This is a genomic window from Pseudomonas sp. B21_DOA (genome assembly GCA_030544685.1).
GTDB classification, from domain to species: Bacteria; Pseudomonadota; Gammaproteobacteria; order Pseudomonadales; family Pseudomonadaceae; genus Aquipseudomonas; species Aquipseudomonas fluorescens_AO.
The window spans coordinates 5861673-5881922 of record CP086683.1 but is presented as its reverse complement, the minus strand read 5'-3'; the positions used below and the strand labels follow the sequence as shown (position 1 = coordinate 5881922).

The 20250-nt window shown below is 61.0% G+C and carries 15 protein-coding genes and 3 pseudogenes; 11 read left to right on the top strand and 7 right to left on the bottom strand.

Translation table 11 applies throughout. The features are described 5' to 3' along the window. Nucleotides 1–227: 227 nt before the first annotated feature. Entirely contained in the window at nucleotides 228–461 is a 234-nt protein-coding gene (locus tag LJU32_27270) for a hypothetical protein (GenBank protein ID WKV88935.1), read from the bottom strand. Nucleotides 462–666: 205 nt separating this feature from the next. On the opposite strand from LJU32_27270, the gene LJU32_27265 reads away from it, so the two are divergent. Continuing rightward, the gene (locus LJU32_27265; GenBank protein ID WKV88934.1) at nucleotides 667–1251 is read left to right on the top strand and encodes a YajG family lipoprotein; all 585 of its coding nucleotides are present in this window, start codon (nucleotides 667–669) and stop codon (nucleotides 1249–1251) included. Nucleotides 1252–1440: 189 nt separating this feature from the next. Here LJU32_27265 and LJU32_27260 read toward each other — a convergent pair whose 3' ends face one another. Next, nucleotides 1441–1647: a hypothetical protein gene (locus LJU32_27260; GenBank protein WKV88933.1), complete on the bottom strand. Its 207-nt coding sequence runs from the start codon at nucleotides 1645–1647 to the stop codon at nucleotides 1441–1443. A 193-nt stretch (nucleotides 1648–1840) separates the two neighbouring features. Between LJU32_27260 and LJU32_27255 the strand changes: the two genes are divergently transcribed. Then, a complete protein-coding gene (locus LJU32_27255) occupies nucleotides 1841–2119 on the top strand; it encodes a hypothetical protein (protein ID WKV88932.1) in 279 nt (92 codons plus the stop codon). A gap of 131 nt (nucleotides 2120–2250) precedes the next feature. Here LJU32_27255 and LJU32_27250 read toward each other — a convergent pair whose 3' ends face one another. Next, a complete protein-coding gene (locus LJU32_27250) occupies nucleotides 2251–3414 on the bottom strand; it encodes a 1-acyl-sn-glycerol-3-phosphate acyltransferase (GenBank protein WKV88931.1) in 1164 nt (387 codons plus the stop codon). A 141-nt stretch (nucleotides 3415–3555) separates the two neighbouring features. Here LJU32_27250 and LJU32_27245 point away from each other — a divergent pair, with 141 nt between their 5' ends. From LJU32_27245 to LJU32_27235, 3 genes and pseudogenes are all read left to right on the top strand, one after another. Beyond that, nucleotides 3556–3738, top strand: coding sequence for a CPXCG motif-containing cysteine-rich protein (locus LJU32_27245; protein WKV88930.1), 183 nt, complete (start codon nucleotides 3556–3558; stop codon nucleotides 3736–3738). A gap of 9 nt (nucleotides 3739–3747) precedes the next feature. Beyond that, nucleotides 3748–4008 carry a DUF2007 domain-containing protein gene (locus LJU32_27240; protein WKV88929.1) on the top strand — a complete coding sequence of 87 codons (261 nt, stop codon included), beginning with the start codon at nucleotides 3748–3750 and terminating at the stop codon, nucleotides 4006–4008. Nucleotides 4009–4043: 35 nt separating this feature from the next. Beyond that, a pseudogene (locus tag LJU32_27235) lies at nucleotides 4044–4665 on the top strand (SOS response-associated peptidase). Nucleotides 4666–4764: 99 nt separating this feature from the next. Here the strand turns inward: LJU32_27235 and LJU32_27230 are convergent. Next, nucleotides 4765–6904 (bottom strand): annotated as a pseudogene (locus LJU32_27230) (methyl-accepting chemotaxis protein). Nucleotides 6905–7142: 238 nt separating this feature from the next. Here LJU32_27230 and LJU32_27225 point away from each other — a divergent pair. Continuing rightward, nucleotides 7143–7961, top strand: coding sequence for a M48 family metallopeptidase (locus LJU32_27225; GenBank protein ID WKV88928.1), 819 nt, complete (start codon nucleotides 7143–7145; stop codon nucleotides 7959–7961). Between the two features lie 83 nt (nucleotides 7962–8044). On the opposite strand, the gene LJU32_27220 is transcribed toward LJU32_27225, so the two are convergent. The 3 genes and pseudogenes from LJU32_27220 to LJU32_27210 form a co-directional block, all read right to left on the bottom strand. Next, nucleotides 8045–8629: a TMEM165/GDT1 family protein gene (locus tag LJU32_27220; protein WKV88927.1), complete on the bottom strand. Its 585-nt coding sequence runs from the start codon at nucleotides 8627–8629 to the stop codon at nucleotides 8045–8047. Between the two features lie 251 nt (nucleotides 8630–8880). Then, nucleotides 8881–9879, bottom strand: a complete 999-nt coding sequence (locus LJU32_27215) for a class I SAM-dependent methyltransferase (protein WKV91218.1) — start codon at nucleotides 9877–9879, stop codon at nucleotides 8881–8883. A gap of 63 nt (nucleotides 9880–9942) precedes the next feature. Then, nucleotides 9943–10875: pseudogene (locus LJU32_27210) on the bottom strand (2-hydroxyacid dehydrogenase). 241 nt (nucleotides 10876–11116) lie between these two features. Here LJU32_27210 and LJU32_27205 point away from each other — a divergent pair. The 5 genes from LJU32_27205 to LJU32_27185 all read left to right on the top strand — a co-directional run bounded on the left by LJU32_27205 (nucleotide 11117) and on the right by LJU32_27185 (nucleotide 20224). After that, nucleotides 11117–11746, top strand: a complete 630-nt coding sequence (locus tag LJU32_27205; GenBank protein WKV88926.1) for a LysE family transporter — start codon at nucleotides 11117–11119, stop codon at nucleotides 11744–11746. A gap of 266 nt (nucleotides 11747–12012) precedes the next feature. Next, nucleotides 12013–13695 (top strand): fatty acid--CoA ligase, encoded by a 1683-nt coding sequence (locus tag LJU32_27200; GenBank protein ID WKV88925.1) that lies wholly within the window; start codon nucleotides 12013–12015, stop codon nucleotides 13693–13695. A gap of 336 nt (nucleotides 13696–14031) precedes the next feature. Continuing rightward, nucleotides 14032–15921: a DUF1302 domain-containing protein gene (locus LJU32_27195; GenBank protein ID WKV88924.1), complete on the top strand. Its 1890-nt coding sequence runs from the start codon at nucleotides 14032–14034 to the stop codon at nucleotides 15919–15921. A gap of 27 nt (nucleotides 15922–15948) precedes the next feature. Further along, nucleotides 15949–17313, top strand: coding sequence for a DUF1329 domain-containing protein (locus tag LJU32_27190; protein ID WKV88923.1), 1365 nt, complete (start codon nucleotides 15949–15951; stop codon nucleotides 17311–17313). A gap of 175 nt (nucleotides 17314–17488) precedes the next feature. Further along, nucleotides 17489–20224 (top strand): LuxR C-terminal-related transcriptional regulator, encoded by a 2736-nt coding sequence (locus LJU32_27185; protein WKV88922.1) that lies wholly within the window; start codon nucleotides 17489–17491, stop codon nucleotides 20222–20224. Nucleotides 20225–20250: the final 26 nt, after the last annotated feature.

The window sequence follows — 20250 nt, the reverse complement described above, 5'->3', positions numbered from 1 at the left end:
ACAGCTCTGCAGATTCGCGAAAAGCGGGTTTTTGCCGGAAGAACAGGCAAGCGCGCCAACTTCACTCGATCTGTGTGGGCGGCTCTCTGTGGGCGATTTTGATGTCGATGCATGCGCATTGACGCTGTTGCGGGGCCCGATCAGGAGACGTCCTTATAATCGGGGGAGATTGTAGCGAAGAAATGCGCGCAGTTGCTCGTGTTTAATGACTTTTCTTAGGCATCCGGTCAGATGCTCAACTGCACCTGACCGCGTGCGCGCATTTGTCGCGGTACGACCCGGGCGCTGGCGGGCAGCGGCTGGTTCAACCAGGTCAGGCGGATTTCTTCGATTTCCACCCAGCCGTCGCCCATCGGTTGCAGGCTGCACTGCTTGAACGCCTGGCAATGGCCGTTGCGGTCGAGCAGGGCGAAGCTACGATGCAGCGGGCGTGGGGCGAACAGCGAGATCAGATAACGCATGGCAGAGTTCCTTGAAAGAGGACTGCTTTGAAGCTTGTCGGCGAGCCATGACGCCAGGGTGTATGGACGGTGAAGAATGTGTGACAGGAACCGCTTTCGGCGTGGTTTGTCAGACATTTCAGTATTCACTGTGCGGCGCTGGTTACGCGCAGTGGCCCACCGCTATACTGCCGGCCTGTTTGTGCCTGATTCTGGAGAGAAGAGCATGTTGCAACGCCTGTTGTTCGGTTTGATCACTGTCGCCGGTTTGACCCTCGCCGGCTGCGCCCACAGCCCGCAACAACTGAATCCGGAGCCGAAGCTGACCACGCAACTGCCAGCGGTCGGTCGCGGGCAGCCGGTCATCGTGCGTGTGGTCGACGGTCGTCCGTCGCCAACCCTCGGCACCCGTGGCGGCCTGTACCCGGAAACCAGCGCCATCACCGTGCAGCGCGAGCAGATCCTGCCCAAGCTGCAGGCCCAGGCCGAAGCCGCGGTGCGCCTGCTCGGCTTCACCCCGACCACCAGCGCACCCAACGCGCCGCAACTGACCGTGACCCTTGCCGAGTTGAAATATCAGTCGCCGAAAGAAGGCATGTACGTGACTGAGGCCACCATCGGCGCGACCTTCCGTTCCGACGTGCAGAACGCCAACCGCCGTTACAGCGGCCGTTATGGCGCTTCGCTGGACCAGCGCTTCGGCATGGCGCCGAATCAGGAAACCAACACCAAACTGGTCAGCGATGTATTGAGTGACGCACTGACGCGTCTGTTCAAGGACCCGACTGTGGGTCAGGTGCTCGCTGAGTAAGTTTGCAGCGAATGTGAAAAAGCCCGGGGCCAGCGATGAGCACGGGCTTTTTGTGGCCGCATGTTTTGAATACCGCAGAAACCTGTGGGAGCGAGCCTGCTCGCGAAAGCGCTGGCTCATTCGAAGCAATGTTGACTGACCCAATGCATTCGCGAGCAGGCTCGCTCCCACAGGGGGATCTGCGGTGCTTCAAGCAGCCTGGGAATAAAAATCGAGCACGCTCACGCCGGTCAGCAAGTCGGTCTCAGGCAAATCCGCATGCTGATGCCCGCCCAGCGCGCAATACACCAGCCAGTGCCGGTCCTGCACGTTGAAGGCGAGGCTGCCGACCAGGCTTTGCTGGTCGTCATAAGGGGTGATGAGGTACAGGCGATCCTGGTTTTCCGCGTGCAGCATGTCGCATTCCATTCGGGTTTCGAGGCGCGCAGGGTGAAGCATCCACGTGACGATGCCATGACACAGGGCAGCCATCGGTCGATTCTCAGGTTATTTGTCGCAAAGGCTGGGGCAGGGCGTCAGGGTTTGGGTAGAATCCGCGCCGCGGTCGTCGGTCTGGCGTCTGCCACACCGGTTAAGTTCGAGGTCTGTGATGTCGCTGCACTTGATGACGCTGTTTACCGCCCATCCCGCCAAATTGATCAATCTGCTGGCCTTGCTCCTGGCCTTTCCGGGCAGTTGGTTGCTGCACGCGACCCGCCGCCGTGAGCAGCGCGCGCAGGCCAGCCTGGCGGCACAGCGTCAGGCGCAGCCGAATGCCGAGCCGATCCTCGATTGGGCGACGTTGCGCATGAACCGGTTTTTCTATCGTTTTGGTTTTGCTTGCCTGGGGCTGGCCCTGATCGTCTCCTGGATCAGCACCCGCTTTTAAAAGCAAAAGCAAACCCTGTGGTGAGAGGATTTATCCCCGTTGGAGTGCGCAGCGCTCCCAAGTTTTTACCTGAGAAAAACAGGGCCTGCTGCGCAGTCCAGCGGGGATAAATCCCTCGCCACCGCTGTTGCCTACAGCGGCAACCCAGCCTTGACCCGATACTGATTGCGCACCGGCGTCGCATATTGCAGCACCAGGTACGGGCGATGCTCAGCGGGGCAGGCATCCAGTCTGCTTTGCCATTCATCCTGCGCCTTGGCCAGTTCGTCAGCCGGGAACACTTCGGCCGCCTTCGGCACATTCAGTTGCGGGTCGGCATCCGCCCATTGCGCGTACGCCAGGTAATGCACCGGGAACAACCGGTAGCCGCCGAGAATCTGCTTGTCCATCTCGATCGCCAATTGCTTGGTGTCTTCAAACACCTCGGTGATCGGCGCGGCGAAGTTCACGTGCACCCGGCCTTTGTAGCCGGTGATACCCTTGGCAATGCTCACGTCATCCTCGCCCGGCGCCTTGGCGTAGGTGCCGGTGGTGGCGCGGATGTACAGCTCGCGGGCCTTGGCCTGGTCGCACGGGTCGTATTCATAGCTGATCGACACCGGGGTGACGTTCAGCGAGCGGATCACTTCGCCGAACGGCTCGTCCTTGCGGCTCATATGGAACATCTTGAGGATCGCCGACTCGGTACGATCATCGCCATCCTTCGCCCGGCCTTCCGCCTGAGCAATCCAGATCGACGCGCAATCGTTGCGGATCGAGTGGTTGATGTATGCCGATAACAGCTGATACGCAGCCATTTTCTCGCGCCGGCCGGTGATCGAACGGTGGACGATGAAGCTCTTGTTCAAGCGCATCAGGTCACTGACAAACGGCTTTTGCAGCAGGTTGTCGCCAATCGCGATGCGCGGCGTCGGCAGGCCAGCATGGTACACGGCGTAGTTGACGAAGGCCGGGTCCATGACGATATCGCGGTGGTTGGCGATGAACAGGTAGGCGCTGCCGGACTTGAATTGCTCGACACCGGTATAGGTCACGCCGTCGGTGGCGCGCTCGATGGTGTGGTCGACGTAGAACTCGACTTTGTCCTGTAAGGTAGCCACGGAATTCACGTCGGCAAACTCACGACGCAGCCGATGGGCTATAAGAGGTTTGAGCATCCAGCCGAAGGCACCGGCAAAACGCGGGAAGCGGAAGTGGGTGAGGATATCTAGAAACGCCTTGTCGCCGAGCAGCCTTGCCAGTACCGCAGGTACTTCGCTGTCGTCGTAAGGTCGGATGGCATCGAATTCGCCCATCATGCTCTCTTGTTGGAAACGGCTAGGGTAAGTAAAGGGTTTGATCGAAAACCCGCAGGGCATGGTCTGAAAAGTAGTCAGACAAAAATAGCCCTGCAAATAGACCGGCGATTATACGCACAAGTCACTGGGGAGACCGCGATGCTGGAAAATGCAGTGTATGAATGTCCGTATTGCGGTGAGGAAGTCGAGACCACTCTGGATTTGTCCGGTGGGGATCAAACGTATATCGAAGACTGCCAGGTGTGCTGTCGTCCGATCACCTTTGTCCTGCAGGTGCACGAAGAAGAGTGGCATCTTGAAGTCTTCAGCGAAAACGAGTGAGGGCCGCGTATGCAGCGTATCTACGAGCCGGCAAGCCTGATGGAAGGCGAAATGCTCAAGGGCATGCTCGCCAATGAAGGGATCGAAGCGCACTTGATCGGCCGTGATCTGGTCGGCGGCACGGGCGAACTGCCGATTTTCGGACTGCTCGGGTTGTCGGTGGATAACGATCAGGCCGAATACGCCCGCGAGCTGATCACCGCGTACAATGCCGCGCTGCCACTGCCCGGCGACGAACCGGAAAGCTTCCCCGGGACGCTGGTCTGTTAGGCTGACGTTGGTTTTATTCAGAGTTGTGTTGCCCCATGTGTGGACGTTATGCCCTGTTTCGCTGGAACCGCGATTTCGCGGCCCTGCCAGGTTTTCCCGCCGATCAGCAGGCGCAGTGGAACATTTCCCCAATGATTCGGTGTTGATGCTGCGTGCCGACGGAGACGGCCAACGCACCTTGGCCCGTGCGCGCTGGGGCCTGACGCCGCCGTGGCTGACCGATCTGTCGAAAACCCCGGCCCATGCCCGTGCCGAAACCGTGGCCGAGCAACCGATGTTTCGTGAGGCGCTGCGTCTGCGCCGCTGCCTGCTGCCAGCCAACGGTTTCTACGAATGGCGCGGCACCCAGCGCAAGCGGCCGTATTGGTTGACGCCGGGGAGGGCTCGTCGTTGTTTTTCGCCGCGATCTGGGAAGCGTATCCGGTGCAGGAGCAGGTCTGGCTGAGCACGGCAGTGATCACTCAGTCTGCGGCGAGCCAGCGGCGGCCATTGATTCTTGATGAGGCGGGGCAGGCGGCATGGCTCGATCCCGAGACGCCGCTGCATGTCTTGCAGGGTTTGCTCGCCAGTGAGCCGGCAGCGCTGCGTGAGCGGGTGCTGGCGAATCTGGTGAATGATCCGAAGTTGAATGGGCCGGAGTGCCTCACCCCGGCTTGATGAGTGATCTGTGCCGGCATATTCGCGAGCAGGCTCGCTCCCACATGTGAATGCAATCCAACTGTGGGAGCGAGCCTGCTCGCGAAGAGGATCTAAAGATCAAACCTTGAACTGATTGATCAACCGCCGCTGCTGCTCGGCCAGTTTGGTCAGCCCGGCGCTCGCCGAACTCGATTCATCCGCACCGCCGGCCACTTCATTCGCCACCTGACCGATGTTGATCACATTGCGGTTGATGTCGTCGGCCACTGCGCTTTGCTCTTCCGCCGCGCTGGCAATCTGCGTGTTCATGTCGTTGATCACCGACACCGCCTGGGTAATGGTCTCCAGCGCTTCGGCCGCTTTTGCCGCGTGTTGCACGCTTTCGTCGGTGCGGTTCTGGCTGTCTTCCATCACACGCACTACGTCGCGGGTGCCCTGTTGCAACTGCTGGATCATGCTCTGGATTTCTTCAGTGGCCTTCTGGGTTTTCTGCGCCAGATTGCGCACTTCGTCCGCAACCACGGCAAAACCGCGACCCTGCTCGCCGGCCCGCGCGGCCTCGATCGCGGCGTTCAGTGCCAGCAGGTTGGTCTGTTCGGCGATGCCACGAATGGCGGTAAGAATGGCGTTGATGTTTTCGCTGTCCTTGGCCAGCGTCTGCACCACGTCGACAGCCTTGCCGATTTCCACCGCCAGCACGCCAATTGAATTGGATGTGTCGCGGACGATTTGCATGCCTTGGCTGGCGGCCTGATCGGCGTGGCTTGCCGCTTGCGCCGCCTGGGTGGCGTTGCGTGCCACGTCCTGGGCGGTGGCTGTCATTTCCTGCACCGCAGTCGCTACCTGATCGATCTCGGCCATTTGTTTCTGCACGCCGATGTTGGTGCGGATGGCGATGTCAGCGGTGTGTTCCGAGGAATCGCTGACGCTCTGCACCGAGGTCACCACCTGGGTGATCATCGCCTGCAACTTGGCGAGGAAGGTGTTGAAGCCCTTGGCAATCGAGCCCAGTTCATCGCTGCGGTCACTGCTCAAACGCCGGGTCAGGTCGCCTTCGCCCTGAGCGATGTCATCGAGCATGGCGACCATTTGCTTGAGTGGCCGCGCGATGCCGTGGCCCACCAGCCAGATCACCAGCAGGCCGATGCCGGCGATGACCAGGCCGACCATGGCCATGCCGAAGGTGTCGGATTTGCGCTGGGCATCAAGATCGGCCTGGAGGTTTTGCAGATCGGCCATGACCGCGTTGAGCGGCAATTGCAGCATCAGCGTCCAGCGTGCGTCGGTCTGGCCGATGCCGAACGGCAGGTACAACTCGATGCGGCCCTTGGCCTGATTGACCGAATAAGTCACCTCGTCGCGCTTGAGGTTGGCCAGGTTGCTGGTCTGTTCGGCGTCGAGGATGTCGCTGACTTTTTCACCGAATTTGCTCGAATCCTTGGTGTAGGCAACGATCCGACCGTTGCCGCCGACCAGCGCCATTTCACCGGCGCCGCTGTAAAGCTTCTGGTTGGCGGCGAGGAGCATGTCCTGAATGAAGTTCACCGAGAGGTCGGCGCCGACGATGCCCTGAAACGCGCCGTTGACCATGATCGGTTCGATGAACGAGGCGAGCATGACGATCTTGTCGCCGACCTTGTACGGTGCCGGGTCGATCACACAAGGTTTCTTCGTCTCTTTCGAGCACAGGTAGTACTCGCTGGCGCGCACCCCGGTGGACAGGGTTTTCTGATCGTCGACATCGGCCAGTTTGTCCACGCCCAGGCTGCCGTCGGTATTGCGGAACCACCACGGCAAAAAGCGCCCGTTGGCAGGATCGATACCGACCACAGAGCTGCCGACGTAAGCCGCGTCATTGTGGTCCAGCGCGTTTTTTCCCAGCCAATGTAGGTGCCGAGAATCTTCGGGTTTTTTCGACGTTTTCCTTGATCAGGCTGATCAGTTGCTCGCGGCTGACGCTCAGGCGCGGCTGGCCATCCGCGCCGTTTGTGCCGAGCAGGGCGTTGACGCGCACCAGACCGCCGGCAATTAGCAGCGGCGCTTCGAGTTCGCGCTGGATCTGGCTGACCTGCGTCTGCGCCAGCGAAGTCAGGCGCTGCTCGATGACTTGCTCGAACTGCGCCTGGGTGCGCTGTTGCACCATCTCTTGAGTGCGAGCGCCGGAGAACAGCGCGTACAGCACCAGCGCCGCGACCACGCTGAGAACGATGGCGCCGGCCAGGGCGGCGACGGAAAACTGGATCGACTTGAACTTCATGGGAGCTCCGCACGCAAGAGGACTATCTGCGAGGGATTTATCGGCGGGGTGTGCGGGGCCATGAGAGACGTTGGTCGGAATCGCCGCGCGATGTCGCTGATGGATCGGTGCACGGCGGATTCAATGCGCGTTGAGGAATTTCCAGCCAGTCTTGCGGCCTTAGGTGAATGTGCGTTGTATCTGGCGCCAATACAATTAGCCGCCTAGGATACGCCTCAGGTTTTCAGGGAGCTTTTGAATGAACAAGACATTGGTTACAAGTGCACTGAGCGCAGCGCTGTTGCTGGCCGGTTGTCAGTCGGTCAACACCACCAGCGGCGGCGCTGTGGGCGTGGAGCGCAAGCAGTACATGTTCAGCATGCTGTCCTCGCAAGAGGTCGACCAGATGTACGCGCAGTCGTATCAGAAGACTGTCGGCGAGGCGTCGAGCAAGGGTGTGCTGGACAAGACCAGCCCGGAAGCCAAGCGCGTGCAGACCATCGCCAACCGCTTGATCGCCCAGGCGCCGACCTTCCGCCCGGACGCGGCGCAGTGGCAATGGGAAGTCAATCTGATCAAGAGCGATGAGCTCAACGCCAACTGCGGTCCCGGCGGCAAGATCATTTTCTATACCGGGCTGATCGACAGCCTGAAACTCACCGACGACGAAATCGCTGCGGTCATGGGCCATGAAATTGCCCACGCCCTGCGCGAGCACGGTCGTGAAGCGATGTCCAAGGCCTATGGTATGGAAATGGCCAAGCAGGGCGCCGGTGCCTTGTTCGGCTTGGGTCAGGACAGCCTGGCGCTGGCCGACACCGTGGCCAACTACGGCATGACCTTGCCCAACAGCCGCGCCAACGAAAACGAAGCCGACCTGATCGGCCTGGAACTGGCCGCCCGCGCCGGCTACAACCCGAACGCAGCGATCACTCTATGGGACAAGATGAGCAAGGCTTCCGAAGGCGCGCCGCCGGAATTCATGAGCACTCACCCGGCATCGAGCAGCCGCATTGCTGCGTTGCAGGCAGCGATTCCGAAGGTGATGCCGCTGTACGAAAAAGCCCCGAAGTCCTGAGCCAATGATCGTTCCCACGCAGAGCGTGGGAACGATCCTTCAAATCCCCTCACCACAGGTTTTGGGTAGTTCAGTAGACGGGGTTAAACCCAGCCGCTGCTCTGCATCGCTTTATAAACCGCAACAATCGCCAGAATCATGAACGCCGAAGCCGCGAGGCGGCGGATCAGGGTCAGCGGCAGTTTCTCTGCGGCAAAGTTACCCGCCAGGACCACCGGCACGTTGGCAATCAGCATGCCCACGGTGGTGCCGATAATCACCAGCCACAGTTCCGGATATTGCGCGGCGAGCATCACCGTGGCGATCTGCGTCTTGTCGCCGATTTCCGCGAGGAAGAACGCGATCAGCGTGGTCAGGAACGGCCCGAACTTGCGCGCCGTGCTGGCTTCGTCGTCATCCATTTTGTCCGGGACCAGGGTCCACAGCGCCGTGGCGGCGAAGCTGGCGGCGAGGATCCAGTGCAGGACGGCGTCGGAGAAGAAACTGCCGAACCAGGCGCCTACCGCACCGGCTGCTGCGTGGTTGGCCAGGGTCGCGGCGACAATCCCGGCAATGATCGGCCAGGGTTTGCGAAAGCGAGCGGCGAGAATCAGCGCGAGCAGTTGCGTCTTGTCGCCGATTTCGGCCAAGGCAACGATTGCGGTGGGAACGAGTAACGAGTCCAGCATCAGGGTTTTCCTAAGGGGCGGGTCGACACGGCTATGACACGTACAGCCTTCCCGCCCCGGGTAAGGTGTGCGTGTCATAGGTCTTGTCAAACCCTGCGATCCGTCTGGTGCGGACGCTTGGGTCGCATACGCCATGATCTGAGGATCAAGTATGTTGACGTATGCCGGACGAGCATGGCGCTCGTGGGAGACTACTCCCTAGGACGGAGCGGATTCTGCCTAGGCAAATCCGATTGGGCAAGAACAAATTTTCAACCGCGCTTGGCCCGGTAAATCCGGAAGCCGTTGCCTTCGGCTTTGATCGCACACACGCCTAGGTGCTCCTCGATCAGCGGCTGATACTTGAGGAAGCTGTTCGCCACAAGGCGCAGTTCGCCACCGTTTTTCAGATGTTTCGCCGCTTTTCGCAGCAAACTCTCCGTAGCGAAATAATCGGTATGCACGCCGACATGGAAAGGCGGATTGCTCAGAATCGCGCTCAAACCCATCGGTGCGGCATCGATGCCATCGCCGGTCAGTACTTCCGCTTCCAGGCCGTTGGCAGCAAGGGTCAGGCGGCTGCTGGCGGCAGCGAATGCGTCGACATCGAGCAAGGTCACCTGATTGTGCGGATAGCGACGTTTCACCGCAGCCCCGAGCACGCCGGCACCGCAACCGAAATCAAGCAGATGGCCGCTCGGCAGTTTGTCCAGATGCTCCAGCAGCAGGGCGCTGCCGCGATCCAGACGACCGTGGCTGAACACGCCTGGCAAGCTGATGACCTTCAACGGCCCTTCGGCCAGCGGCAGTTCGTACGTCTGCGCCAGGCTTTCCAGCGATTTCGCTTCAGGCGCATTGGCCACGGTGACTTGCCAGAGCTGACAGTGGCGAGCGCTGTCGAGTTTGCGCGGCTTGCCGAACGGGTTGAGCTGTTTCGACGCGCCTTCGATGCCGCTGCGTTTTTCCCCGACCAGAAACACCTCGCGCCCGGCCAGACGCGACGCCACGGCGTTGAGGATGTAATCGGTGAGGTCCTTGGACTTGGGCAGGAACACCACAGCGCTGTCAAACTCGCGCTCCGGGACATTCACGCCGAACTGGCTGCGGCCCTCGAAACGCGCGTCCAGTGCGGCTTGGTCGCCAGCGTGCCAGCACCAGCCGAACGCATTCGGCAGACGCCCGAGCAAATCATCGGCGGGCAGGCCGGCCAACAGCAGCGAACCCTGGAATAACTCGGCCTGACGAAGCAGTACTTCACTGCGCGGATCCATAACTGCTCCTTGAAAAAAGTGCCGCAGTTTATCAACTGACGACCCGCAGCGCCTCACCGCTAAAAACGCTTCGGCGTTTTCGCTCAGTTGGGCGACGATACGCTGGCGCGCCTCGCGGCTGCCCCAGGCATTGTGCGGGGTGACGATCAGGCGCGGGATATCGGCCGCAAGTAGCGGATTGCCTTGGGTCGGTGGCTCGACACTCAACACATCGGTCGCCGCGCCGCCGAGGTGGCCGATACGCAGAGCGTCGGCCAACGCCTGCTCATCGATCAGGCCGCCGCGAGCGGTATTGACCACAAATGCGCCGGGCTTCATTGAGGCCAATTCGCGGGCACCGATGAAATGCCGGGTGTGCTCGTTGAGCGGGCAATGCAGGGTCAGCGCGTCGATCTGCGGCAGCAGTTCATTCAGCGGCAAACGATCCGGCCGCGCCGGGCGCCCGGGAATCTGCCCGAGCAACACGCGCATGCCGAACGCCTCGGCCAGTCGCGCCACGGCGCCACCGAGCTCGCCATGGCCGAGCAGGCCAAGGGTTTTGCCTTGCAGTTCGACGATCGGGTAATCGAGCAGGCAGAACTGTTTCGCCTGTTGCCAGCGGCCTTCGCCCACAGCTTTCTGATAGTCGGCCAGGCGCGTGGCGAGGTTGAGCAACAGCATGATCGTGTGTTGCGCCACCGACGGCGTGCCGTAAGCCTGGCAATTGCACACGGTGATGCTGTGGGCGCGGGCGGCAGTGAGGTCGACATTGTTGGTGCCGGTGGCGCTGATCAGGATCAGTTTCAGTTGCGGGTTGGCAGCCATCGCGGCCGCGTCGATCACGACTTTGTTGGTGATCGCCACACTGGCGCCGTGCAGGCGTTCGCTGACCTGTTCCGGCAGAGTCTGGGCGAACAGCTGCAAGTCGCTGAAGCATTCGCGCAACGGACCGAGGTCCAGATCGCCTAGATCCAGCGAAGGATGATCAAGGAATACCGCGCGGCGCGTGTTCGTCATCAACTGTACCTTTTGTGCTGTGAGCGGAGGGCGTACTCTGCCGAGCCTACCAGATGAAACAATTGGTTACTCAGCCCTGAAGTAGTGCCGTCTCGTGTGGGAGCGGGCTTGCTCGCGAAGGCGGTGTGTCAGTCAATGCAAAGGTTGAATGGGACACCGCATTCGCGAGCAAGCCCGCTCCCACAAAAGTTGCGTCTACAGCATGGCAACGATGTGATCGATCAATCCAAGAGGAGCCCCCATGTACTGGACCGAGTTCTTGACCGTTGCCCTGATCCACTTGCTCGCCGTCGCCAGTCCCGGCCCGGACTTTGCCGTGGTCGTGCGCGAGAGCGTGACCCATGGGCGTCGCGCCGGCACCTGGACCGCGCTGGGCGTGGGCACGGCGATTTTCCTGCATGTCGGCTATTCGTTGCTCGGCATCGGTCTGATCGTCTCGCAGTCGATTGTGCTGTTCAATGCGTTGAAGTGGGCGGCAGCGGCTTACTTGCTGTACATCGGCTTCAAGGCCTTGCGCGCGCAACCGGCGAAAACCGTCACCGATGACTTGCACAAGGAAGCCGGCGTGCGAACTGCGCGGGGTGCGTTCACCTCGGGCTTCGTCACCAACGGCCTGAACCCGAAAGCCACGCTGTTTTTCCTCTCGCTGTTCACCGTGGTGATCAACCCGCACACGCCGCTGGCGGTGCAGGCCGGTTATGGCGTGTACCTGGCGCTGGCAACGGCGATCTGGTTCTGCCTGGTGGCGATGCTGTTCAGCCAACAACGCGTGCGCGCCGGCTTCGCCCGCATGGGGCACTGGTTCGACCGCACCATGGGCGCGGTGCTGATTGCTCTCGGTGTGAAAATCGCGTTCACCGAGATGCATTGAGAACTGGAACACATCAATCCCTGTGTGAGCGAGCCTGCTCGCGAAAGCGCCAGTCCAGTCGACAAAAATGTCGACTGACCCGACGCCTTCGCGAGCAGGCTCGCTCGCACAGGTCGTGTTTTCTTCAACTTCGGCCCGAAATGCTGGCGCAAAGCTAGCATTTGTACGGCTCTGCAAATCATTCCTTTGGCTGATTTGACTGTCATGCAGGCGCACTAGAGTACGAATCTCTCCGCCAACACCGTGCAGTCAGAAAAGGGATTCTTATGTTGCAGACTCGGGTCATTCCGCCGGCCGATGGGGCCTACCAGTATCCATTGCTGATCAAACGGCTGCTGATGTCCGGCGCCCGTTACGAGAAAACCCGCGAAATCATCTACCGCGACCAGTTGCGCTACAGTTATCCAACTCTGATCGAACGCGTCGCGCGGCTGGCCAATGTGCTGACGACTGCCGGGGTCAAGGCCGGTGACACCGTGGCGGTGATGGACTGGGACAGCCACCGTTACCTGGAATGCATGTTCGCCATTCCGATGATCGGCGCGGTGATTCACACCATCAACGTGCGCCTGTCGCCCGAGCAGATCCTCTACACCATGAACCACGCCGAGGACCGCTTCGTGCTGGTCAACAGCGAGTTCGTCGGTCTGTACCAGGCCATCGCGCCGCAGCTGACCACGGTCGAGAAAACCCTGCTGCTGACCGATCTCCCGGAGAAAACCGCAGAGCTGCCCAACCTCGTCGGCGAATACGAGCAACTGCTGGCCGCTGCGAGTGCGCAATACGATTTCCAGGACTTCGACGAAAACTCGGTGGCCACCACGTTCTACACCACCGGCACCACGGGCAATCCGAAAGGCGTGTATTTCACCCATCGGCAACTGGTGCTGCACACCATCGGCGTGGCGACGATCATGGGTTCGATCGACAGCGTGCGGCTGCTCGGCACCAACGATGTGTACATGCCGATCACGCCGATGTTCCACGTCCACGCCTGGGGGTTGCCGTACGTGGCGACCATGCTCGGGCTCAAGCAGGTTTATCCGGGGCGCTACGACCCGGAGTATCTGGTGGAGTTGTGGCGCAAGGAGAAGGTCACCTTTTCCCATTGCGTGCCGACCATCCTGCAGATGCTGCTCAACGCCAAGGCCGCGCAGGGTGCCGACTTCGGCGGCTGGAAAATCGTCATCGGCGGCAGCGCGCTCAATCGCAGTCTTTATGAAAATGCCAAGGCCCGTGGCATTCAGCTGACGGCCGCGTACGGCATGTCGGAAACCGGGCCGCTGGTGTCCTGCGCGCACCTCAACGACGAACTGATGGCCGGCAGCGAAGACGAGCGCACCACTTACCGGATCAAGGCCGGTGTGCCAGGGCCGTTGGTCGAAGCGGCGATTGTCGACGGCGATGGCAATTTCCTTCCGGCCGACGGCGAAACCCAGGGCGAACTGGTGCTGCGCGCGCCATGGCTGACCGAAGGTTATTTCAACGAGCCGCAGAAGGGCGCCGAGCTCTGGGCCGGTGGCTGGTTGCACACCGGTGACGTCGCCACGCTCGACAGCATGGGCGTGATCGACATCCGTGATCGCATCAAGGACGTGATCAAGACCGGCGGCGAGTGGATCTCCTCCCTCGACCTCGAAGACCTCATCAGCCGTCACGCGGCGGTACGCGAAGTAGCAGTGGTGGGCATCGCCGATCCGCAGTGGGGCGAGCGCCCGTTTGCCTTGCTGGTGGTGCGCGAAGGGCAGGTGATTGGTGCACGCGAGCTCAAGGAACACCTCAAGCCGTTCGTCGAGCTGGGGCACCTGAGCAAGTGGGCGATTCCCAGTCAGATCGCCCTTGTTACCGAAATTCCCAAGACCAGTGTCGGCAAGCTCGACAAGAAGCGCATCCGCCTCGACATCACTGAATGGCAGGCCAACAACAGCACCTTCCTTTCGACACTTTGAGTGTCTGCTGGCGCGCCGAAACCGGCGCGCCAGACCCACCAAGCAAGCGCTTGGCTTGTGAAATCGAAAAATCAGCCATCCTTGCCGTGCCGACGTGTGTCGGACTGGCGAAAGGACTGTTCCAGAGTGGTTGGCGGCTGCAAATCACACTTTAGAGGGATCAAGCACTACCACCCGCTGGCTATAGTCCGCTCAAGGACTTTTTGAAAACGGAGCACACGCACTGATCGGGGCGAGCAACTCTGGAACGATTTCGGGCAGCCTTGGCGCCCGGTCCTCCACAGCGTTTTTAAAAGTACTCACTGCCATAACAATAATGCACATGGAGTAGCGTCGATGACCTCAGTAAACCAGTTCTGGCGCCGGGCGAAACTGCCTCTGGCGGTCAGTCTTGCCTCCTCGCTCGCCGGGCCTGCATTCGGCGTCAGTTTCAACGTCGGTGAAATCGAAGGCCAGTTCGACTCGTCCCTGTCGATCGGCGCCAGTTGGTCTACTCAGAGCCCGAACAAGAACCTTATCGGCGTCAACAACGGCGGCCGTGGCCTGTCGCAGACTTCCGATGACGGTCACGCCAACTTCAAGAGCGGCGAGACCTTCTCGAAGATCTTCAAGGGTATCCATGACCTTGAATTGAAATACGGCGACACCGGCGTGTTCGTCCGTGGCAAGTACTGGTACGACTTCGAACTGAAGGACGAGAGCCGCCAGTTCAAGGACATCAGCGACAGCAACCGCAAAGAGGGCGCCAAGTCCTCCGGCGGACAGATCCTCGACGCCTTCGTCTACCACAACTACGCGATTGCCGATCAGCCGGGTTCCGTGCGTCTGGGCAAGCAGGTAGTGAGCTGGGGTGAAAGTACCTTCATCGGTGGCGGCATCAACTCGATCAACCCGATCGACGTCTCCGCGTTCCGTCGTCCGGGCGCCGAGATCAAGGAAGGCCTGATTCCGGTCAACATGTTCTACGTGTCCCAGAGCCTTACCGATAACCTCTCGGCCGAAGCGTTCTACCAACTGGAATGGGACCAGACCGTCGTCGACAACTGCGGCACCTTCTTCTCCCAGCCGGACATCGTAGCCGACGGTTGCGACAGCAATCTGCGCGTACTGAACAAGCGTTCGCAGATTCCGGCGATCGCTTTGGGGCCGTTGGCCGCCAACGGTGTCAACGTCGACGAAGAGGGCGTGCTGGTGCGCCGTGGGCCGGACCGTGACGCGCGCGACAGCGGTCAGTGGGGCGCGTCCCTCAAATACATGTTCGAGCCACTCGACACCGAGTTCGGCGCCTACTTCATGAACTATCACAGCCGTGCGCCGATCTTCAGCGCCACCGGTGCACCGCAATCGGTGTACAACACCGCCGCCGGTCTGCCAGGGCCGTTTGCCGCGCTCGCACCGCTGCTGGTTGCGGGCAACTCGAACTACTTCATCGAATACCCGGAAGACATTCGTCTCTACGGTCTGAGCTTCTCCACCACCCTGCCTACCGGTACGGCGTGGAGCGGTGAGATCAGCTACCGTCCGAACGCGCCGGTACAACTGAACTCCACCGACATCCTGTTTGCCGGCGTACGCCCATTGGGCGGAGCGCTGACCAACGCTTCGCTGCTCACTGGCGTGCCAGGCCAGGACCTGCATGGTTACGAGCGCAAGGAAATCACCCAACTGCAAACGACCTTCACGCACTTCTTCGATCAGGTCATGGGCGCCAGCCGTCTGACCCTCGTTGGTGAAGTCGGCGCGACCTACGTCGGTGGCCTGGAAAGCCGTTCCGACAAGCGTTATGGCCGCGATCCGGTCTACGGCCCGGGTGAGTTGCCAGCCACCGGTGGGATCAATACCTGCGCCAACATTCTCAACAACAGCACCATCAACGGCGCCGGCCCGGGTTCGCCTCAGAACAACCGCAGCCGCAATTGCGACAACGATGGTTTTACCACTTCGATGTCGTGGGGCTATCGTGGCCGGGCAATCTGGGAATACAACGACGTGTTTGCCGGCGTGAACCTCAAGCCGAACGTGGCCTGGTCCCACGACGTCAGCGGTTACTCGCCAGGCCCTGGCGGCAACTTCGAGGAAGGTCGCAAAGCGGTCAGCCTGGGCGTCGATGCCGAATACCAGAACACCTACACCGCGAGCCTGGCCTACACCAATTTCTTCGACGGCAAGTACACCACCGTGGATGACCGCGACTTCGTGGCGCTCAGCTTCGGCGTGAACTTCTAAGCACTGCATTTCAGGACGAACGAATTTATGAAAATAACAAAGAGTCTGTTCCACGCCGGTGTTCTGGGCCTGTCGCTGCTGGCGACCAGCGTCATGGCGGCGGTGCCTGCTGCCGAAGCGGATAAGCTGGGCAAAAGCCTGACGCCGATGGGCGCAGAAATGGCCGGTAATGCCGACGGCTCGATCCCAGCCTGGAAACCACTGCCGAAAAACGCCGGCAGCGTCGACAGCAAGGGCTTCCTGTCCAACCCTTACGCCAGTGAGCAGCCGCTGTTCACCATCACCGCCAAGGATGTCGACAAGTACAAGGACAAGCTCGCCCCGGGTCAGTACGCGATGTTCAAGCGCTACCCGGAAACCTTCAAGATGCCGGTCTATCCGTCCCATCGCGGCGCCACCGTGCCGGATGACGTGTTCGCCGCCATCAAGAAGAACGCCACCAGCACCAATCTGGTGTCCGGCGGCAACGGTCTGGAAAACTTCGATACCGCCGTGCCGTTCCCGATTCCTAAAACCGGCGTGGAAGTGATCTGGAACCACATCACCCGCTATCGCGGTGGCAGCGTGACCCGTCTGGTGACCCAGGCCACGCCGCAACCGAACGGCTCGTACAGCCTGGTGTACTTCCAGGACCAGTTTGTGTTCCGCGACAAGATGAAGGATTACGATCCGGCGAACCCGGGCAACATCCTGTTCTACTTCAAGCAGAAAGTGACCGCGCCGGCGCGTCTGGCCGGTGGCGTACTGCTGGTGCACGAGACGCTCGATCAGGTCAAGGAGCCGCGTTCGGCGTGGGTTTACAACGCCGGTCAGCGTCGTGTGCGCCGTGCACCGCAAGTGTCGTATGACGGCCCGGGTACTGCCGCCGACGGCCTGCGTACCTCGGACAACCTCGACATGTACAACGGTGCGCCGGATCGTTACGACTGGAAGCTCGAAGGCAAGAAAGAGATGTACATCGCCTCCGACAGCTACAAGCTCGACGATCCGAAACTGAAGTACTCGGACATCATCAAGGCCGGCCACATCAACCAGGACCTGGCTCGCTACGAGCTGCGCCGCGTCTGGCACGTCGTCGCGACCCTGAAGGAAGGCCAGCGCCACATCTACGCCAAGCGTGACTTCTACATCGACGAGGACACCTGGCAGGCAGCGGTCATCGACCACTACGACGGTCGTGGTCAACTGTGGCGCGTAGCCGAGGCGCATGCCGAGAACTACTACGACAAGCAAGTGCCGTGGTACGCCCTCGAAACTCTCTACGACCTGCAGTCCGGCCGCTATCTGGCACTGGGCATGAAGAACGAAGAGAAGCAGGCCTATGACTTCGGCTTCACCGCCACCACCAGCGACTTCACCCCGGCCGCTCTGCGTCAGGATGGCGTTCGCTAAACCTGGGTAAACCCGAGGCCGCATCCTCGTGAAAACGCCCCGACCGGTTCGGGGCGTTTTTGTGTCTGTAGCCTTTTTGTAGCCATTTGTAGCAGCGACCTTCATTACCTCTTCGTTTAAGGCTAGGCTGCGGACATCTGCAACGCCGCCAATCGCCTTCGAACAAGAGCCGGCCATGACTGATCTGTCCCCACTTCCGGGTCCCGCAAGCATCACCGTCGCAGCACTGGACGGGCGTTTTTTCCGCCCGCCGCTGCCTGATGGCTATGTCTTGCGGCCGCGTTTGTGCCAGCGTCTGCAGGCCGGGCTCGGTGGTCGGTTGCTGCTGGTCAGCGCCCCGGCCGGGTTCGGCAAGAGCTCGCTGGCCGTGGAGTTCTGTCAGAGCCTGCCGTCGCACTGGCAAAGTCTCTGGTTGGGCTTGAGTCCACGGGACAGCGATCCCGGACGTTTTCTTGAGCGCTTGCTTGAAGGTCTCCAGGACTATTTTCCAGCCTTGGGCGCCGGTGCTCTTGGCCTGCTGAAAATGCGTCAGCGCCATCAGCCATTTGCTTTTGAAGAATGGCTCGACGGTCTGCTCGATGAGCTGGCGCTGCATCTCGATCCTGCCGCGCCGTTGCTGCTGGTTCTCGATGACTACCACCTCGCCCAGGGGCCGGTGCTGGATCGTTGCCTGCAATTTTTCCTCAATCATTTACCCGATGGCTTGCTGGTGATGGTCACCAGCCGCCAGCGCCCGGACTGGCATCTGGCGCGTCTGCGCCTGTCGCGGCAGTTGCTAGAACTGCACGAACAGGATTTGCGCCTGACCCACGACGAAGCGCTGACCTTGCTCGATCGCCACAGCAGCTCACTGCGCGGCGAGGCACTGGAGAGCCTGATCCAGCGCAGTGAAGGCTGGGTTGCCGGCCTGCGCTTCTGGCTGCTGGCGGTGGCCGAGGCGGGCAACGATGCCGCGCTGCCGCAAGCACTGAACGGCGGGGAAGGGCTGATCCGCGATTATCTGCTCGAAGAAGTCATCGATTGCCTGCCGGCCGAAGTGCAATCGTTTCTCTACGAAACCGCCCCGCAGGAACGCTTTTGCAGCGAGCTGTGCGATGCGGTCCGCGAAGCTCATGACAGCGCGGAGATCCTGCGCTTTCTGCTCGCCCACCAAGTGTTTCTGGTGCCGCTGGACGAGCACGGCCACTGGTATCGCTATCACCATTTGTTCTCTGACTTGCTGCGCAGCCGGCCAATCGCCCGGGCGATGGTGCCCAACGCCACGCTGCATTTGCGCGCCTGCCGCTGGTTCAATGCACAAGGCCTGCTCGACGAAGCGGTTGAGCAGGCACTGCGTGCCGGGCATCTCGATGTTGCGGCGAATCTGGTACAGAACCTGTCCGAAGAGCAGCTGCTCGCCGAACAGAACGTCGGCATGCTGCTGCGCTGGAAAATGGACTTGCCCGACAGCCTGCTGATCAGCACGCCACGGCTGATCGTGCTCTATAGCTGGGCGCTGGGGCTGGCCTGTCAGCTCGATGCCGCCGAAGAACTGGCCAGCCATTTGAGCCGCTTCCTGCCGGCGCCTTCGGCCACTGCGCAGAAGTCGATGCTGGCGCAGTGGCTGGCGTTGAGCGGGATCATCGCTCGCGGGCGCGGCCATCGCGAACTGACCCTGCGCTATTGCGGCGAGGCGCTGGAGAGCCTGCCGGCCAAGCGTTACGGCCAGCGGCTGATGTGCCTGTCGACCTTGTCCAATCTGGCGATCGCCGACGGCGATCTGTGGCGCGCCCGTGGCCTGAATCGCGAATCCCTCGAGCTGGCGCAACGCGTCGGCAATCCATTATTCGAAGCACTGGCGCATTACGACAGGGCGCGGGTTCTGCAATCGCGGGGCGAGATTCTGCGTGCGCTGGATGAAGTGCATCAGGGGCTGGAGCGCTTGCGCGGTCTGTCGCCGCAACGACTGTACGCCGTACGCGCGCGGCTGACGTTGTATGAAGGTTTCCTGCTGGCGATGCGTTTGCAGCCGCAGGCCGCACGCGTGCGTCTGCTGGCCGGCATCGGCGAGGCGCGCGCCTGTCGCGACATCAGCGTGCTGATCGGTCACTGCGTGATCGCCCGCCTGGACGGCGCCTGTGGCGAGTTCGCCAAGGCCTTCGCCGAACTCGCCGAAGCCGAACGCCTGATGCACATCTGGGACGTGCCGCCGATCTACTATCTGGCGATGATCACGCTGGTCAAATGCGAACTGTGGCTGGCGCAGGGGCGCACCGATCTGGCCGAAGCCTGGTTGGCGCGACTGGGGCAGACCTACACCGGTGAACGCGCCGCGGCACCGCCGGAATTCCATCCGCAATTGCCGTTGCACGTCGAATTGCAGCAGGCACTGCTCGACATGATTCAAGGGCAGCCGATGCTTGCCGAAGGACGTTTGAACGTGTTGCATGAGAATGGTCAGCGTACTGGGCGGCAGTTGCTCAGCGTGATGGCACTGACACAGAAAGTGGCCTTATTGCTGTCGGGTGGACGCGAGCCCGAAGCGCGCAAAACCTTGAATCTGGCGCTGGAAGCTGCTGCCGGCGGCGCCTTTCAACCTTTTGATGCGTTGCTGAAGATTCATCCCGGCTGGTTGCGAGGACAACTGCAGGCGCTCACTTGCAACGCGGTCAGCCAGCAATTGCTTACACATTTTCCCACAGCAGCCTTGCGCCCGACCGTGGAAAGTTCTGTCACCGAACAACTCAGCAGCCGTGAATTGGCGGTGCTGCGCCTGATTGCTCAGGGCTGTTCCAATCAGGAGATCAGCGAGCAATTGTTCATTTCCCTGCACACCGTGAAAACCCATGCCAGCCACATCAATAGCAAACTGGGCGTCGAGCGGCGTACCCAGGCAGTGGCGCGCGCCAAGGAACTGGGATTGCTCTATTGAGATCGCGCCATGACCCGGCAGAAAAA

Coding starts and splice junctions, on each gene's coding strand:
- LJU32_27270 (WKV88935.1), bottom strand. CDS start 461: ATGCGTTATCTGATCTCGCTGTTCGCCCCACGCCCGCTGCATCGTAGC.
- LJU32_27265 (WKV88934.1), top strand. CDS start 667: ATGTTGCAACGCCTGTTGTTCGGTTTGATCACTGTCGCCGGTTTGACC.
- LJU32_27260 (WKV88933.1), bottom strand. CDS start 1,647: ATGCTGCACGCGGAAAACCAGGATCGCCTGTACCTCATCACCCCTTAT.
- LJU32_27255 (WKV88932.1), top strand. CDS start 1,841: ATGTCGCTGCACTTGATGACGCTGTTTACCGCCCATCCCGCCAAATTG.
- LJU32_27250 (WKV88931.1), bottom strand. CDS start 3,414: ATGGGCGAATTCGATGCCATCCGACCTTACGACGACAGCGAAGTACCT.
- LJU32_27245 (WKV88930.1), top strand. CDS start 3,556: ATGCTGGAAAATGCAGTGTATGAATGTCCGTATTGCGGTGAGGAAGTC.
- LJU32_27240 (WKV88929.1), top strand. CDS start 3,748: ATGCAGCGTATCTACGAGCCGGCAAGCCTGATGGAAGGCGAAATGCTC.
- LJU32_27225 (WKV88928.1), top strand. CDS start 7,143: ATGAACAAGACATTGGTTACAAGTGCACTGAGCGCAGCGCTGTTGCTG.
- LJU32_27220 (WKV88927.1), bottom strand. CDS start 8,629: ATGCTGGACTCGTTACTCGTTCCCACCGCAATCGTTGCCTTGGCCGAA.
- LJU32_27215 (WKV91218.1), bottom strand. CDS start 9,879: ATGGATCCGCGCAGTGAAGTACTGCTTCGTCAGGCCGAGTTATTCCAG.
- LJU32_27205 (WKV88926.1), top strand. CDS start 11,117: ATGTACTGGACCGAGTTCTTGACCGTTGCCCTGATCCACTTGCTCGCC.
- LJU32_27200 (WKV88925.1), top strand. CDS start 12,013: ATGTTGCAGACTCGGGTCATTCCGCCGGCCGATGGGGCCTACCAGTAT.
- LJU32_27195 (WKV88924.1), top strand. CDS start 14,032: ATGACCTCAGTAAACCAGTTCTGGCGCCGGGCGAAACTGCCTCTGGCG.
- LJU32_27190 (WKV88923.1), top strand. CDS start 15,949: ATGAAAATAACAAAGAGTCTGTTCCACGCCGGTGTTCTGGGCCTGTCG.
- LJU32_27185 (WKV88922.1), top strand. CDS start 17,489: ATGACTGATCTGTCCCCACTTCCGGGTCCCGCAAGCATCACCGTCGCA.